Origin of the sequence: Geomonas terrae, from assembly GCF_004791675.1 — a bacterium.
Classification (GTDB): domain Bacteria; phylum Desulfobacterota; class Desulfuromonadia; order Geobacterales; family Geobacteraceae; genus Geomonas; species Geomonas edaphica.
Map to the genome: position 1 here is coordinate 363,464 of NZ_SRSC01000002.1, position 15,647 is coordinate 379,110.

General features: G+C 52.5%; 12 protein-coding genes. 8 read left to right on the plus strand and 4 right to left on the minus strand.

Annotated features, from left to right (window positions below; translation table 11 throughout):
- Positions 1-159: 159 nt before the first annotated feature.
- The 4 genes from E4633_RS08875 (at position 160) to E4633_RS08890 (ending at position 7,104) form a co-directional block, all read left to right on the plus strand.
- Positions 160-1,941, plus strand: a complete 1,782-nt coding sequence (locus E4633_RS08875) for a tetratricopeptide repeat protein (RefSeq protein ID WP_162604967.1) — start codon at positions 160-162, stop codon at positions 1,939-1,941.
- 630 nt (positions 1,942-2,571) lie between these two features.
- On the plus strand, positions 2,572-5,079 hold the full coding sequence (locus E4633_RS08880; protein ID WP_246037989.1) for an SPFH domain-containing protein: 2,508 nt from the start codon (positions 2,572-2,574) through the stop codon (positions 5,077-5,079).
- Between the two features lie 153 nt (positions 5,080-5,232).
- The gene (locus E4633_RS08885) at positions 5,233-5,784 is read left to right on the plus strand and encodes a hypothetical protein (protein WP_135869892.1); all 552 of its coding nucleotides are present in this window, start codon (positions 5,233-5,235) and stop codon (positions 5,782-5,784) included.
- Positions 5,785-6,624: 840 nt separating this feature from the next.
- Positions 6,625-7,104, plus strand: a complete 480-nt coding sequence (locus tag E4633_RS08890) for a hypothetical protein (RefSeq protein WP_135869893.1) — start codon at positions 6,625-6,627, stop codon at positions 7,102-7,104.
- 236 nt (positions 7,105-7,340) lie between these two features.
- Here the strand turns inward: E4633_RS08890 and E4633_RS08895 are convergent, their stop codons facing one another.
- The gene (locus E4633_RS08895) at positions 7,341-7,643 is read right to left on the minus strand and encodes an addiction module antidote protein (RefSeq protein WP_198419414.1); all 303 of its coding nucleotides are present in this window, start codon (positions 7,641-7,643) and stop codon (positions 7,341-7,343) included.
- Positions 7,644-7,645: 2 nt separating this feature from the next.
- A complete protein-coding gene (locus E4633_RS08900) occupies positions 7,646-7,942 on the minus strand; it encodes a type II toxin-antitoxin system RelE/ParE family toxin (protein WP_135869895.1) in 297 nt (98 codons plus the stop codon).
- Between the two features lie 323 nt (positions 7,943-8,265).
- Between E4633_RS08900 and E4633_RS08905 the strand changes: the two genes are divergently transcribed.
- From E4633_RS08905 to E4633_RS08920, 4 genes are all read left to right on the plus strand, one after another.
- A complete protein-coding gene (locus E4633_RS08905; protein ID WP_135869896.1) occupies positions 8,266-8,745 on the plus strand; it encodes a hypothetical protein in 480 nt (159 codons plus the stop codon).
- Between the two features lie 135 nt (positions 8,746-8,880).
- Positions 8,881-9,504, plus strand: a complete 624-nt coding sequence (locus E4633_RS08910; protein WP_135869897.1) for a hypothetical protein — start codon at positions 8,881-8,883, stop codon at positions 9,502-9,504.
- 486 nt (positions 9,505-9,990) lie between these two features.
- Positions 9,991-10,596: a YajG family lipoprotein gene (locus E4633_RS08915; protein WP_135869898.1), complete on the plus strand. Its 606-nt coding sequence runs from the start codon at positions 9,991-9,993 to the stop codon at positions 10,594-10,596.
- A gap of 173 nt (positions 10,597-10,769) precedes the next feature.
- Positions 10,770-11,723: a homocysteine S-methyltransferase family protein gene (locus E4633_RS08920; protein WP_135869899.1), complete on the plus strand. Its 954-nt coding sequence runs from the start codon at positions 10,770-10,772 to the stop codon at positions 11,721-11,723.
- Positions 11,724-11,971: 248 nt separating this feature from the next.
- Here E4633_RS08920 and ycaC read toward each other — a convergent pair whose 3' ends face one another.
- Positions 11,972-12,598, minus strand: coding sequence for an isochorismate family cysteine hydrolase YcaC (ycaC, locus tag E4633_RS08925; RefSeq protein ID WP_135869900.1), 627 nt, complete (start codon positions 12,596-12,598; stop codon positions 11,972-11,974).
- A 278-nt stretch (positions 12,599-12,876) separates the two neighbouring features.
- Complete coding sequence (locus E4633_RS08930; RefSeq protein ID WP_135869901.1) at positions 12,877-15,432, minus strand: cation-translocating P-type ATPase; 2,556 nt, start codon at positions 15,430-15,432, stop codon at positions 12,877-12,879.
- Between the last annotated feature and the right edge of the window lie 215 nt (positions 15,433-15,647).

Sequence of the window (15,647 nt, forward strand, 5' to 3'; positions counted from 1 at the left end):
CACATCAGCAAAGTGCTCCGTTTTTCAGAAGTATTCCCTATCCTCTCGCGACCATGGAATAGGCAAGGCAGTTATCTACAGATTGAGCTTTTTTGTCAATAGTTTATGTTTAAGGTAGTTTATGGCCGTTTCTTAATCGTTGATAGCAGGAGGCAAGTGATGCCTACGTCTAAATTCCTCAGTATTGCCCTCGTACTGTGGTTGTCCACAACTGCTTGGGCCACCATGATTCCCGAGCAAGCAGCAGAATTGAGTGAACGGGTCAAAACTGGCGATAAACAGGCCCTGAATCAGATCAAATCTTTAGCAATAGATGGTGATATGTGGGCCGAGTTTTATTTAGGCAAGTTGTACGAATCAGGAGAAGGAGTAACCAAGGATTTGCCTGAGGCGGCGAAGTATTACCGTAAGTCTGCCATGCAGGGAGCTATATTGGCACAGTATAACTTAGGCTTAATGCTCCGGGATGGAGAAGGTGTGGAGGAAAATCCAGTTGAGGCCGCACAATGGATACGAAAAGCTGCTGATCAAGGCGATAGTGACGCTCAGTTGCTCATGGCGGGGTTTTATTATCGAGCAATTGGTGTAACCAAGGACTGGGCAGAGACTGCAAAATGGACTCGTAAAGCAGCCGAACAAGGGGCAGCGAAGGGGCAATGGGCCTTAGGGTGGATGTATTCAACAGGTGAGGGGGTAACGAAGGATTTGGTAGAAGCCGTCAAGTGGTATCGGATGGCTGCAGACCAAGGGTTCGCGCAAGCCCAGTACTCCATTGGCAGGATGTACTATGTCGGTGAAGGTTTCGCCAAAGATTTCGTAGAAGCTGCCAAATGGTTCCGAAGTGCGGCAGAGTCGGGTGACGCTCAAGCACAGCTTCAGTTGGGCAGAATGTTTCAAGAGGGTAAAGGAGTCGCGAAAGACACCGTTGAGGCGATTAAGTGGTGTCGTAAGTCAGCTGAGCAGGGTTACGCTACGGCTCAGAATGAGCTTGGCGTTACGTATTATGAGGGGGATGGAGTTACCCCTAACATGATTGAGGCAGCCATGTGGTTCCGTAAAGCTGCGGAACAAGGTGATGAACATGGTCAGAATAACCTTGGCGACATCTATTACTACGGCAAAGGTGTGGCATGTGACCTATTTGAGGCTGCGAAATGGTACCGAGTGTCTGCCGAGCAAGGACAACCACGGGCCCAGAAAAGACTAGGAGATATGTATAGTCAAGGAAAGGGTGTGGCACGAGATTTAGTCGAAGCAGAGAAATGGTATCGCAAGTCTGCCGACCAAGGTGATGTGGACAGTCAGTATGCCCTTGGTGGAATGCTGTATAACGGTTCAGGAGTCACAAAAAATACTGTTGAGGCGGCTACGTGGTATCGAAAAGCTGCTGACCAAGGGCACGCAAAAGCACAGTTCTTGCTCGGGGACATGTTCTTAAATGGGGATGGGGTTAGGGTAGACAAAGTTGAGGCAGTCAAATTGTATCGAAAAGCGGCTGATCAAGGATATGCCGTTGCGGAGGCTGCTTTAGGGCTTGTCTTCGAAAGTGGCCTCGATGGGACTACTGATTTTACAGAAGCTGCCAAATGGTATCGCAAGGCAGCTGAACAAGGTGAACCGACCGGCCAATGTCGCTTAGGAAAGGCCTTGTATAATGGATCAGGTGTTCCGGTAAATAAGGTAGAGGCAGTCAAATGGTTTCATAAGGCAGCGGAACAAGATGATGTGGATGCTCAGACATACTTAGGCTGTGCATATATGTTAGGTGAAGGAATCCCTCACGATTACGTTCTAGCAGCAATGTGGTTGATGATTGCAAAGGCGAATGGTGGACCCGAAGCCCAAAAAGTTTTTGATGCAGTACAACATTTGGCGTCTTCTAATCAGATTGCCGAAGGTCAGAAGATGGCTAGGGAGTGGTGGTCTGCTAGAGAGCGTTGAATGGCGCAGTTTGCTTTGAAAATGTAGTCGCTCCTGTTCAGTTTATGATGAAGAGTGGTACACTGGGTGGTACACAACTTACCCGTTCGCTACAAAAAGAATGCTGCTTTTGTTTATGATTCCTGAGCCTTATGTTTTTGGTGGCGATGTCTCCGTATCCCTGCACCGCCACCATAAAAGAAAGAGCCTTCCGGTTATCGCCGGAAGGCTCTTTTGCTTTGTCCCCCCCAGGCGCCCAGTTTTTACCTAATACGGGCGCCTTTTGTCTTCCAGGTACAATCCCTCACATGTGACCCGCGAAGCGCTGCAAGAGATCCCATGCGTTCCCCCCTTTGCGAAGGGGGAGCCTGTCCCCCGTAGCCTTGGCGAAGGGGGAACAGGGGGGATTTGCCTTTTAGCCCCCCACCACCATCAGGATTTCCCCCATGTTGATTCGTTCTCATTGACCTCCAAGTAAAAAAGAGCGTATAAAGACTTCCGCTCCGAATCCTGCTAAGAGGTCAACATGACAATAGGAAGAGGCCGTCTGTCACAGTTCACAGCCGCCAGTGCTATTCACCAGCACTGGCGGCTTTTTTAATGAGTTTATTTTAGCCTAGTCCGAACAGCGAAACATCTCCAGGAGGCACCGTGTCCGACCCCGCAAATCTCTTCATCTGGCTTGGTAATCATTATCTCTACTTTGTTGCCTTCACCGCCCTCGTAGTTCTGCTCTGGAACTCGGTGGTCGTCGTCGGCGGCAACGAGATCGCCCTCATCGAGCGACGCTGGTTCGGCAGCAAGATGCCGCAGGGACGGGTCGTGGCCCTCGGGAACGAGGTGGGGATCCAGGCCCGCACCCTCGGACCGGGACTGCATTTCCTCATCCCTTTCATCTATAAGGCCACGAAGAGCGTCTTCACCGAGATACTGGAAAACGAGATCGGCCTGATCGAATCGGTGGATGGCACATCGATACCGTCCGGACGCATCTTCGCCGCGGTCGTTGCCGGTCACAATTCCTTCCAGGACGGCGAAGCTTTCATCAGAAACGGCGGGCAGAAGGGACCTCAGATCGAGGTGCTTCCTCCGGGCAAATACCGCATCAACCCGTATCTCTTCAAGCTGACCAAGGGGAACGTCACCGAGATCAAGGATTTCGAGATCGGCATCGTCGAGTCGGTGGACGGTGTTGCCATACCCGAGGGGAGGATTTTCGCCCAGGCAGTGGAAGGGCACAGCTCATTCCAAAACGGCGAGGCCTTCATCAACAACGGCGGACAGAAAGGTCCGCAGATCGAGATCATCCCTCCCGGCAACTACCGCATCAACCCGTACCTTTTCAAGGTGACCAAGAGCTCGGCAACCAAGATCGGCGACGGGGAGATCGGCCTGGTGGAATCGGCCGACGGCTCGGCCATCCCTGCGGGACGCATCTTTGCTTCCGTGGTCTCCGGGCACAACTCCTTCCAGTCCGGCCAGGATTTCATCGTGAGCGGCGGACAGAAGGGGCCTCAGACCGAGATCCTGCCGCCGGGCGTCTACCGCATCCATCCGAACCTTTTCAAGGTGACCAAGGCCGAGGCCGTCATCATCGCGAAAGGGGAGGTCGGCATGGTCACCGCCCAGGACGGCGCACCCATTCCCATGGGACGCCTTCTCGCCCAGAGCGTGTCGGGGCACTCCAACTACGAAAACGGCGAGGCCTTCATCAAAAACGGCGGGCAAAAAGGACCGCAGATCGACGTGCTCCTCCCGGGTACCTACCGTATCAACCTGAACCTGTTCAATATCCAGGTCGCGCCGGCGGCGGTGGTCGAGGCGAACAAGATCGGTCTCGTGACCGCTCTGGACGGCATTCCGCTGCCGGAGCGCGAATACGTCGCCTCGCCGATTACCGGCCATAACGACTACCAGGACGGTTCAGCCTTCCTGCTGAAACACGGGCAGCGCGGCCCGCAACTGGACGTGTTGCGCCCGGGAACCTATTACATCAACCCGCTCATGTTCAGCGTCGCCATCGACGATGTTGCCGTGGTCGAGCGCGGACAGGTCGGTGTTATCGTCTCCAACGTGGGGGAAGACCCGACCGAGGAAATGAAGAAGCGTCTCGGCTCGTCACAAACCGGCGCCTCCGAAGAAGAGGGGAAGGAGAAGTACGTCGTCCCGAAGGGATTCCGCGGCATTCAGGAGGAAGTGGCCGGACCGGGCCGCTACTACCTCAACCGTCGCGCCTTCATGGCGTACATCATCGACACCACCAACATCACCATCGACTGGGATGACCAGGAAGACACCCGTTTCGACCAGTTGACCGTCATCTCCAAGGACGGCTTCCCGATCCAGGTCTCCGTCAAGGTGGTCATTCGCGTCCGTCCGGACCAGGCGCCGTACATGGTGGCGAAGGTCGGCTCCATCGACAACCTCATCCAGCACGTCATCCACCCGATGATCGACTCCTCCTTCCGCAACCAGGCTTCCACCGCTTCCGCGATGAACTTCCTGCAGAGCCGTTCCGAAGAGCAGGCCAAGGCGGAGTCCAGGGCCCGGGTCGACCTGGAGAAGTATCACGTCGAGTGCGTATCCGTGCTGATCTGCCAGATCAAGCTTCCCGAGGATCTGATGCAGACCCAGACCAAGAGGATCATCGCCGAGCAGCAGCAGGAGATGTACAAGATGGAGCAGAAGTCCCAGGCGGAGCGGACCGAGATGGAGAAGATGCGCGCCACCGCCGACCAGCAGCCGACCCTGGTAGCCTCCGAGATCGCCGTGAAGGTCGCCACCCAGAAGAAAGCGGAGATGATCACGCTCGCCGAAGGCAACGCCGAGTCCAAGGCGCTGGAAGGGGCCGGTGAAGGTAAGCGGTTGAAGGCGATAGGCGACGGTGAGGCGTCCAAGATCGCCGCCATCGGTGAAGCCACCGCCCAGGCCTACAACAAGCAGCAGGAAGCCATCGGCGAAGAAGCCATCAAGCAGATCAAGATCGTCGAGTTGGTAGCTGCCGCCATCCAGGAAGGGAAGATCAAGATCGTCCCCGACGTCCTCGTCACCGGTGGTGGAAATGCAGGCGACGGTTTGATGGGCCAGTTGAGCCGGGTGTTGCCGGGAGTCGATCTCGCCGCCTTGGTGAACAAGCAAGCGGCATTGCCAAAGGGGTAAGAATAGAAGGAGAGGAGAGTAGGGGGAGGACTTATGAGTTGAGGGACTGCACTGAATACGTGGACCCTGCTGGTGGACGTGTCGGAACTTATAAACTTATACGTGTCCCCCTTTTTCGTAAAAAAAATATCACTAGAATAGCAAGGAGAGGGAATGCCAACTGATGTGATAGGAATTCTGGACACCGCAGTAAAAATTGGTCTCGGTGCCATTATAAGTGGACTTTCAACCTATCGTGTTGCTTCACTGAATCATTCGAAAGAAGCAATAAAAGAATTGAGACAAAGGAAGCTTAATATTATAGAGGCATCTGTAGTCAATGTTGACGAATATTTTAAAGCTTTGTCAAAACTTATCTCAGCAGCTGATGGAATCCAAAGGATGAGATCTGAGGCCGATGAACACAAACTTGATCTAAATGACAAAGATGATAATGCGAGGTGGAATTTTTTATATGATGTAGATCAGAAGTTTGTAGAGGCAAGAGATCACAAAGCGTATGCAGTTTCGAAGCTCAGACTCATAGGAGCAACAGCCACATCTGAGATACTTAACCAGTTAGTTGAGCTTGAACAAGAGGTACGGTTAAAATTAATTTTTGATAAGCACATACCCCGTCAAGAAGATCTGCAAAGATGGCGAGATAAGTTAAGCTCAGTAAAATCTGAATTCTTTACGGAAATATGTAAACAATATATTTCATAAGATTTTAACTGTAGAGCAATGCGTTGAGATGCGGGGCAGGCCAGAGGATAAAAGGGGACAGGCTACTTTTACCACTACAGATGACGGAAGGGAGAGCCCAACAACGACCTTAGACTCAGACGGCTAACGCCGCCGGTCAAGGCTGGACCCGTTGGATGGATGAACGCGAGACCAGGGAAACAGTACGAAAAGCAAGGTGGATAGCAGAAGCGGACAAACTGCAAATTGAGGAAAGACCCGGGCCGACAGAGAAATCAACTTGAGCATTTGAAGTTTTGGGCCTGATTTGCGGTAGGAGATCTAATGACGTATATGATGTTGGTGATCATTGGTAACGTCGCTTTTGGGCTCGCCTTGTTAAGGCTGAGGTTAAAGCATGTGGCGTTGTATCAAAAAGAATTCCAGGGCTGATGTATGGTTCGGTGAAAGAGCTTGCTCGAATGATTGATGTCACAATCAACCCTATGAAGTATGGATTACAAGATGGAGTCTTTCGCTTCCTAGGCGGTATCTTCGCTCTAACACTTACGAGCTTTTTTATTGCTATGGTCACGGATTTATTAAAAGGGCATTGAACCTTTGGGAAGAGCAGGGCTCGGAGGTGGTTGAATTGCAGGCTCTATGGATGGATTAGTTTCAACCAAAACGGGTAAAGGCAGGGTCAGGCCAGACTTTGGAGCATTTGAGCGGATGTTCGAATGTCGATCCAGACCCCAGTGCTCCCCGGTGCTCCGAAAGGAAAATGGCATTTGGCGGTAATCTCCCCCCCCTGAAGCCACATGCTTCTACTAATTACCCCTCGCTAACAAACACAAATATTTTTCTTGAAGTGGAGGCATAATGGATTTTGTTGGGAGAGCGTTGGTAAGAATAGCAACAATAGCCGCTGCAAAGGCAATAGATAAAATACCCGAACCGCCTAAATCTCGTGAGGAGTTAAAGCAATTTAACGATACTCATGCTCGGTTTGTAGCCGATACGTTGAAGCGTCAGGCCGAGGAGCAAACATACTATGACAGCAGGGGGTGGTTAGGAAAAAAGTGGTCTGAATTCAGTAAAAGTGAGTATTTAGAAAGCATGATAGATGCGTTTGTTTTCGGGTGCATGTTTTTCATGTTTCTTGGAATTATTTTTGTATATATGAGCAGCCTTTATTACAAGGTGAGTTTTTTAGAAGTATGTGGTTTATACTTGATAGGGGTATTTCTTGGCTCATTGAGCGGTTGCTCGTGGATATCGGTTTTGTCAGGTGTGCTTTGTTGTATATATCTAAAAGAAATTGAGCGAATATTTATATTTATTCTGTCAACCTGGTTATGAAGGCGAGGGGCAAGGTGTGGCCAGGCCAGACTTTTAGACATTTGAGCGGGCCATGAGGGGACGTGCTTGAGTTCCTTGAGTTACTTATGATGAGAGGCATAAAAGGCGCGATCCAACCAGAACGGGTGGAGATGGACGCGCGAGCCAATATGAGCGAACTAAAAGACTGTGAGAGCAAGGTTGCTCCGCCGCTCACCCGTCAACCGTTGGCCTGAGGATGGTGAGATACGTGAGGATTAATGGCGAGGTTGAGCAACCAAGCGGACTCCAAGGGCGGAGCAAACTCTGCTGATTGTGTCGAAGCGTGGATGAGCTCCGGGACGTAAGGCTTTGTAGAGTGCTTCCCGAGTTAACCCTGCAGCTTGAGCAATTTCAGCCATGCCGCGTGCTCGTGCGGCGACTCCTAAGGCATGTGCCAACTCAGCTGCATCACCATCTTCGATGACCATGGTGATGTACGCAGCAATGTCAGCTTCGCTTGTTAGCTGCCGAGCAAGGTCGAATTCCGGCAGGTCAGATACGTTGATTTTTTTAGGCATGGTCACTCCTCCAATTTAGCTGCCCGCTGGCAAGCGGTGGCAATGTCGGTTGTTTGTGTGGACTTGTCTCCACCACCGAGCATAACGATAAGCACATCGCCATGCTGTACGTAGTACATTCGCCAACCCGAGCCGAAAAACTCACGCATCTCGAAGACGCCATGACAAACCGGTTTTACGTCGCCAAGATTGCCCCGCTGGGCCTTGTCGAGGCGTCGCGCCAATCGTAACCGGGTTGTGCGGTCTTTGATGCCATCAAGCCAGGCATCGAATTCGGGAAGAGTTTTTACAATGTACATTTTGACATTGTAGTCGAACGATTACTATAAGGCAAGAGGGGTCATGAGGGGCAGGTCTTTAGACGATCAGAACAAATATCTCGGCCAAGAGGGAGTAAATGGAGCAAGAGTAACGACCCGATCCCCAGGGGGAAAGGGGACGCCCATGACATTATGCGTTACCAATTGCCATAGTGTCGGGAAGAAACGCATAAAAACATGGGCGTCCCCATGTCTACTTTGCCTAACAAAAGATGACCAATAAGTGGTTGTACAAATAAAAAATGAATCTGCAAAAGACAATGAAAAATGCAAAGTTCAAGTGGTTCGCGACGAGGATATTCTTGCCATTTGCGGTCATGATCTTGGCGGATGTGCTAACTGGTCACAGAACCTTATTTTACGTCTGCTCTGATCTGGGTTTACGTCCTCAGGAAATATTTCAATCGCCTTCGAAGAAATATGATGTGTCAGAACTAGGTTTCGGTTGGTCTGGCGGAACTCTTTCCATCAGCGCAGTCAGAAAGTTCAAAATATTTCCAGAAGAAATCCTGAGAATCGAAACTCAAAATACTGGCATAGAGGCGCGAGGCCCGGAAAAAATAGATTTTGGTCTTGCATGGTCTGAAGACGAGTCAAAAGTAGCTCTTATATACTGTGGCTGGTATGTTGACTTTTATGATTTTGACAACTCGGAATCCTATAGGTTCAAATTTCCATTTTTACAACACGCATCGAGCGGATGGCTTGCCGAACATAGTCAAAGGGTCATTGCGCTGTTAGGAACGGGATATGTAAAACAGCAACGATCCCCTTATTTTTAGGAAGACCAGTCGTTTCGGTTGCGACTACGGAATCGAAAGAGCCCAACTTGCGGCACGACCAGTCCACCCCGAAAAGACTGGGCTGGCAGGTCAGCCTTGTGACGTTGGTCAGAATGCAACACACGAAGAAGAATGATGATCGGACGGAAAAGGAACATTGAGTTCCCTCTTCTGAGGTCTGAGGAAGCGAGACTGACTTTTGGACATTTGAGCGGGTTGGAACGTCCGAATTTCGATCCTGACCCGGAAGCTCCTTTGGCAAGTAGAAGGAAGAACATGCAACCTGATTTGATTAATGCGATCGGCATGGTTTTGATGGCTATTTTTACTGTGGGCTTAGTGGGGCTTTTTCACACTAAAGCAATCAAGGCGATCAATTGGAACAAGAGAATAGCAGCCGTGGTCGGCGGATGGTTCGTTGCGTTAATCGTTATTTTTCAGCCAGTCCAAAGATGCATTGAACTCCCAGCACCATTCGGTAGGTTCAAACTTTTAGCCTTATGTGTTTTGGCAATTGTCATCTTGGTCGATAGAAAATTTATTGTAATTCTAGCTTGCGTTGTCCTTATGTACGCTGCCAATAGGCTCGAAAAACAATTCCAAGATATTGTCCATTATTCTAGTGAGTTTACTACTATTGATGCAAACACCAATAGTGTAATGGCTAAAGGATGTAACGAGGGGAAAGACGCTGACGGGACAGTTTCAGAGCAAATGTGGCATACCTGGTTCACGGGGATTTACAAGATTAAGCAATAGATCTGCTTGAATACGGACAGTATCCAACAAGTAGATTAGACCGGTCGCGCCGGTCAACTTCCAGCCGTTGGACGCAACACTTAGAGGGATGAGAGATGTATATCTTTGCCTCCGCCACATTTTGGGTTTTGCTATGGTTTGGTCGAGACGATCTCGATCCACGATGGAGAATGGGGCTAATACTAACTTGGATAACTATGTTAATAGGCTCTGCCTTCATTCCTGGAGGAAGTTACATTTTTATGACGATTATCGCGGTCATCGATATCGGCCTGATATTGAGGGTTTTTGGCGGTGATATTGTTATCAGATAGCTGGGCTAAGGGGCATGAGGGGCAGGTCTTTATTCTTGATTAATCGTTGACGAATAACTCGGCCAAGATGGAGTAAATGGAGCAAGAGTAAAGACCTGACCCCCGTGTACCTAAAACGAGAAAACTATTTTGAGTGTGTGCAACTACTATTGGAAGTGAAAGAGGAGAGAAAATGAAAAAAATGATCTTGTTGCTTGTTGTATCTGCCTGGCTGTCCGGTTGCGCATTGACAACAGATAAGATTAATCTGTCTTACGTCCCTCAGGTTGGTGTGTCTGAAATCCAAGGTGCGAAAGATGTCGTAGTAGATGTCAATATCAATGATCAGCGACAAGACAAAAGCAACAAAGTCAGCTGCAAAAAGAATGGATTTGGAATGGAGATGGCGCCCATTCTAGCAAATGAGGACGTAGCCATAACTCTCAGAAGGGCCATTGAACAAGAGTTGCAATCGCGTGGATTTAAGGTCGGTAGCCAAGCGCTTGTATCAATAACTGCTGATTTGACTAGGTTCTGGAATGATCACAAATCGGGCTTCTTTTCTGGAGACTCCGTTGCCGATCTGAACATGAGCATTTTAGTGAAAAACAAGAATGGAAACATTCTTTATTCACGTCAAATAGTAACACAAGGAATCGAACCAAACATTCAACTCATGACGGGCGAAAATGCTCGATTGGCCTTAGATAAGGCATTAGCTAATGGAATGAAGCTTTTATTCGATGATTCTGCTTTCATCACAGCATTGATTGAGGTCTCGAAAAAAACCGCATCTTAAAAACAAAAGAAACGGATGTTCAACTTTCGGCTCAACCAGTCCGCCGAAAAAGGCAGGCGGGGAAGGCGGGGGCAGGCCAGACATTTGGACTTTGAGCAGAATTGGATCGTTCGAATGTTGAGCCCGCCTACCAGTGATGAGCAGATTCGAGGTCGGGAGAGGGGAGAGAGACGATGAATACCATCGACACCATTCTGAGCCGATACCCGTTCATTCTTGGTGAAGGGGCCGTAATCGAGCGTCTGCGCCGCATGGAGGGGATTGAGCTCGATCCCTTTGTCGTGAACTCGGCTTTCATCTACGATGAGGAAAAGCGGAGCGCTCTGGAGGGGATCTGCAGGGAGTACCTCGACATCGGTTGCCAAGCCGGACTGCCTCTCCTCATGTCCACACCGACATGGCGGGCGAGCAGGGAACGGATCGCCGCGGCAGGCCTTGAGGGCACCAACCTGAACGGCGACAACGCGGCCTTTCTGGAAGGCTTGAGACAGAGCTACAAGGGATACGCCGACAAGATCCTCATCTGCGGGTTGATGAGTTGTAAAGGCGACGCCTACCGACCTGCCGAGGCTCTCACGGTAAACCAGGCGGCGGAGTATCATGCGTGGCAGGCGGAAAAGCTCGCGGCGACGAAGGTGGACTTTCTCTTGGCGGCCACGCTGCCCGCTCTTAGCGAAGCAACTGGCCTTGCCTTGGCACTGGCGGCAACGGGAAAGCCTTACATCGTGAGTTTCGTGGTCCGACCGACCGGCACCCTCCTTGATGGAACGCCGCTTAAGGAGGCCATCGCGGCAATCGACGCCGCAGCCGATCCCAAACCGCTCGCGTTCATGATCAATTGCACCCATGTCACCTTTGCCAGATCTGCGTTACTCCATGAAACTAATTCATCTGCAGAAGTTCGCCGGCGCGTCATCGGTCTTCTCGCAAACACCGCGGCTCTCAGCCCGGAAGACTTGGATAACAGCTCTTCTCTCGTGGAAGAGGCCCCGGAGGCATTTGGGGCATCGGTTGCCGCCATGGGCACGGAGCTCGGGCTCAAGATCCTTGGCGGGTGCTGCGGCACAGATGCCCGCCACCTGTCTGCTCTGGCCGCACGACTTCAGTCCGCCGCTTCCTCCTCCTAATATCTGAAAAGAGGGGGACGCCCATGAAATTATGCGTTACCCATTGCCATAGTCTCGAAAGAAACTTATCAAATCATGGGTGTCTCCATGTCCGCACCGCCACCATAAAGAAGAGCCTTCCGGTTAATGCCGGAAGGCTCTTTTGCTGTGTACGCCCAGACGCTGCCTCCGTCCCTTGCGTGCGCAAGTGGCGGAGGCAGTCCATTTGGAGTTGAAGCGGAGATCTACAAGCAGCCCCCCACTGTCGTTTATTTCCCCTCCACTTTCGCCAGGTAGCTCGTAATCAGATTCCGGTAATTCGGGATGTGGTTGGAGAACAGGTTGCCCAGGCCCTCGATGTCATTACGCCAATCGCGATGGAGCTCGCAGGCTACACCAAACCAGTTCATGAGCTGGACACCTGCTGCAGCCATCCGCGCCCATGCCGCGTGCCGTGTCACCTCGTTGAAGGTGCCGGACGCATCTGTGACCACGAACACATCATACCCTGCCTCAATTGCTGACAGGGCTGGAAAGGCGACGCAGACTTCGGTCACCACTCCCGCCATGATCAGTTGCGTGCAACCGGTGTCCTTCACCGCTTTCACGAAATCCTCGTTGTCCCACGCGTTGATCTGGCCGGGACGGGGGATGTAAGGCGCGTCGGCGAAGGTCTCCTTGAGTTCGGGGACCAACGGTCCGTTGGGGCCGCTCTCGAAGCTGGTGGTAAGGATGGTCGGCAGCTTGAAGTACTTGGCGCAGTCGGCCAGAGCGAGCACGTTGTTCTTGAACTCACCGGGGGAGAAGTCCTGGACCAGGGAAATGAGACCGGATTGGTGATCGATGAGAAGGACGGCTGCACTGTCCTTCGAAAGCTTCGCGTATTTGTTGCCCATGGTGTTCCTCCTTTGCGTGCCGCGACCTCTCAAGGTCCCTCCAGGCATGCTCCACAAATTCTAGATCCGGCGGTGCGGAGGTCAAGGTCGAAAGGAGGGGTCAAGGCGCTGCATCAGTCGGCTTGAGTGAGTAGAGACGCTTGGGACATAAGACTCCATCAGCCACGATTTTCTTTTGTGCTGGCCGTGTTCTTTATAGCAGTGACCGTCATGATGCTCCTCCTCATAGTGCCGCTGGTTGAGATCGCACCGATAAGCCTGAGGCCCGGTCCTGCGTTTCAGCTCCGTTTGTCTCTTGACCTTCTGAACATCTTGAAGAACTCGAACCAGATCATACTCCCCAAGCCGGCGGATAGGCAGATCATCAAGTCGATCGGATGCAGCGGCGAGAACCGAAAAATTTCCCGAAGAAACGGGAAATTGAGGGCCAGACCGAGAAAGATGACGGCGCCGCCTGTAACCCACCAAAGGGCCGCGTTGGGCGATCGGAGAATCTTGCCGAAGGTGCTGGTCCAAGAGCGGTTCGTCATCATGAGCCCGAGGTTGGCGATGATGAGGGTGGTGAAGGCAAGGGTGCGGGCCTCGAATTCCCCCTGGTTGCGGCTCAGGCAGACTCCGAATACCGTCAGAAGCATCGCAAGGACACCAAGCCCCTGCAGCGTGCTGAGCAGCAGGACCCGCTTGCTAAAAAGGGGTTCCTTGGGATCGCGGGGCGGTCTGATCATGGCCTCGGACTCGGCCGGTTCAACCTCATAGACAATGGAACAGGCTGGATCGATGATCAGATGCAGGAATGCAATATGGATAGGCATGAATAAGATCGGCCAGTTAAAGAGTACCGGTATGAGAGACATCCCGGCGATAGGGACGTGGATGGCAAGCAGATAGGCCATGGCCTTTTTCAGGTTGTCGAAGATGCGCCGCCCCATCTTCACTGCACGCACAATGGAGGCAAAGTCGTCGTCCAGGAGCACGAGATCAGATGCTTCGCGTGCGACGTCCGTCCCTCGCCCACCCATGGCGATACCAATATGGGCCGATTTCAGGGCCGGGGCATCATTCACGCCGTCTCCGGTCATGGCGACGATCTCGCCGTTGGCTTTTAGCGCCTGCACCAGCCTAAGCTTTTGTTCCGGAACCACCCTGGCGAAGATGTTAACCGTTTTGATCCTGCCTTGCAGCTCATCTTCACTCATGATGTCCAGCTCGGAACCGGTTATTACCTCATCCGGGTGGGCTAGCCCGATCTGGCGAGCGATGCTTCGAGCTGTACCGGGATAATCGCCGGTGATCATCACCATCCTGATGCCGGCACGGTAACAGTCTTGAAGGGCTGGCGCCACGGTCGGCCTGACCGGATCGGCCAACCCTATCAGCCCCAGGAACTCGAAGTTGAAGTCGTGCTGCTCGCCCGGGAGGCTCGACTTGCGAAAGTAGGAGCGCGCGACACCCAGCACCCGCAGTCCGTCGTCAGCCATCCGGGTCACCGCTGCCATCATCTCTTTTTGCTGCACCCCGCTGAAATGGCAGAGGTCGGCAACCGCCTCGGGTGCGCCTTTGGCGGCTATGACATAGTCGCTCCCCTCCAGAGCCCTCCAAACGTGGGACATTGCGAGCAGCTCGGGAGACAAGGGATATTCTCTCTCAAGGCGCCAGTCATCATGGAGATGCTCGGTGCGGGCGAGATACTCTTCACCGAAATCTTTGATGGCCCGCTCCATCGGATCGAAAGGGTCCCGTTGGCTGGCTAGGATGCTGAACTCAACCAGGTCGTGAAATATTTCCGGAGGCGGGTCATTGCGGAAATCGCCGATGTTGCGCAGCATCCCTTCAGCGTGGAGCGCCGTGACTGTCATCCGGTTCAGGGTCAAGGTGCCGGTCTTGTCCACGCAGAGGACCGTGGCCGATCCGAGTGTCTCGACCACAGGCGTGCTGCGAGCAAGTACCTGGGTTCGGGAAAGGCGCCAGGCTCCCAACGCGAGGAAGATGGTCAGGACCACCGGCAGCTCGTTGGGCATGACCGCCATGGCCAGGGTAAGCCCCGCCAGCACCCCTTCGAGCCAGGCACCGCGAGTGATCCCGTATACCAGGATGAGCAGGGTGCAGAGCCCAAGGACCGCGAACGCAAGGATCTTCACCAGGCGGCCGGTTTCACGCTGCAGAGCAGTCGGCTCGGCAGTAACCGTCTGCAGGGCCTTCCCGATTTTGCCGATTGCACTTAGCCCCCCGGTGGCAACCACACTGGCGACCCCCGAACCTCTCACCACTAGCGTTCCGGAATACACGAAGGGGATATCGTCTCCTCCCGGTTGGACAGCAGGAGAAGACGCATCGCCAGCTATCTTGCGAACAGCCAGAGATTCGCCGGTTAAGAGCGATTCGTCGGTTGAGAGGCTCCTGCACTCAAGTATCAGAGCATCGGCGGGAACCCGGTCCCCCTCTGCAAGGACGATGATATCGCCCCGGACCACGTCACGTCCGGCGATGCGCTGCTGGGTGCCATCCCGGATGACAAGTGCCCTGGGGCTGGAAAGATCGCGCAGGGCTTCCAGTGCCCGTTCGGTTTTGCTCTCCTGATAGAGGGTTATTCCCATGACAAAAAAGACAAAGGCCAGCAGCATCAGCGCTTCCTGAAGGTCGCCCACCATCAGGTAGATGGCCCCACAGGCAACCAGCAGCAGGAACATCGGCTCGCGCATGACGTCGAGTGCTATGCGCAGGCTTCCCCGCTGCTTGGAGCTCGGAAGTTCATTGGGACCTTCTTCCTCAAGAATCCTGGCAGCTTCGCCGGAAGTCAGTCCCAGGTGTTCGATAAAATCTGGTTTTCTGCCCATTTATTCCCCCACCCATGTCCAGTACGGATCCACCCGTTTGGACATGGTCCCATGCGCCATCCGCATGTCCATCTTGAATGTTCCATGCAACACGATAAGTATGGATGCACACGCAAAGATGACAATGTTATTACAGGAAATTCCATGCGAATCCGCTTGTCAGGAGGGAAAGCATGACGTCCGGCCTTCTCCATCTCCAGGCTACTTCAGAACTA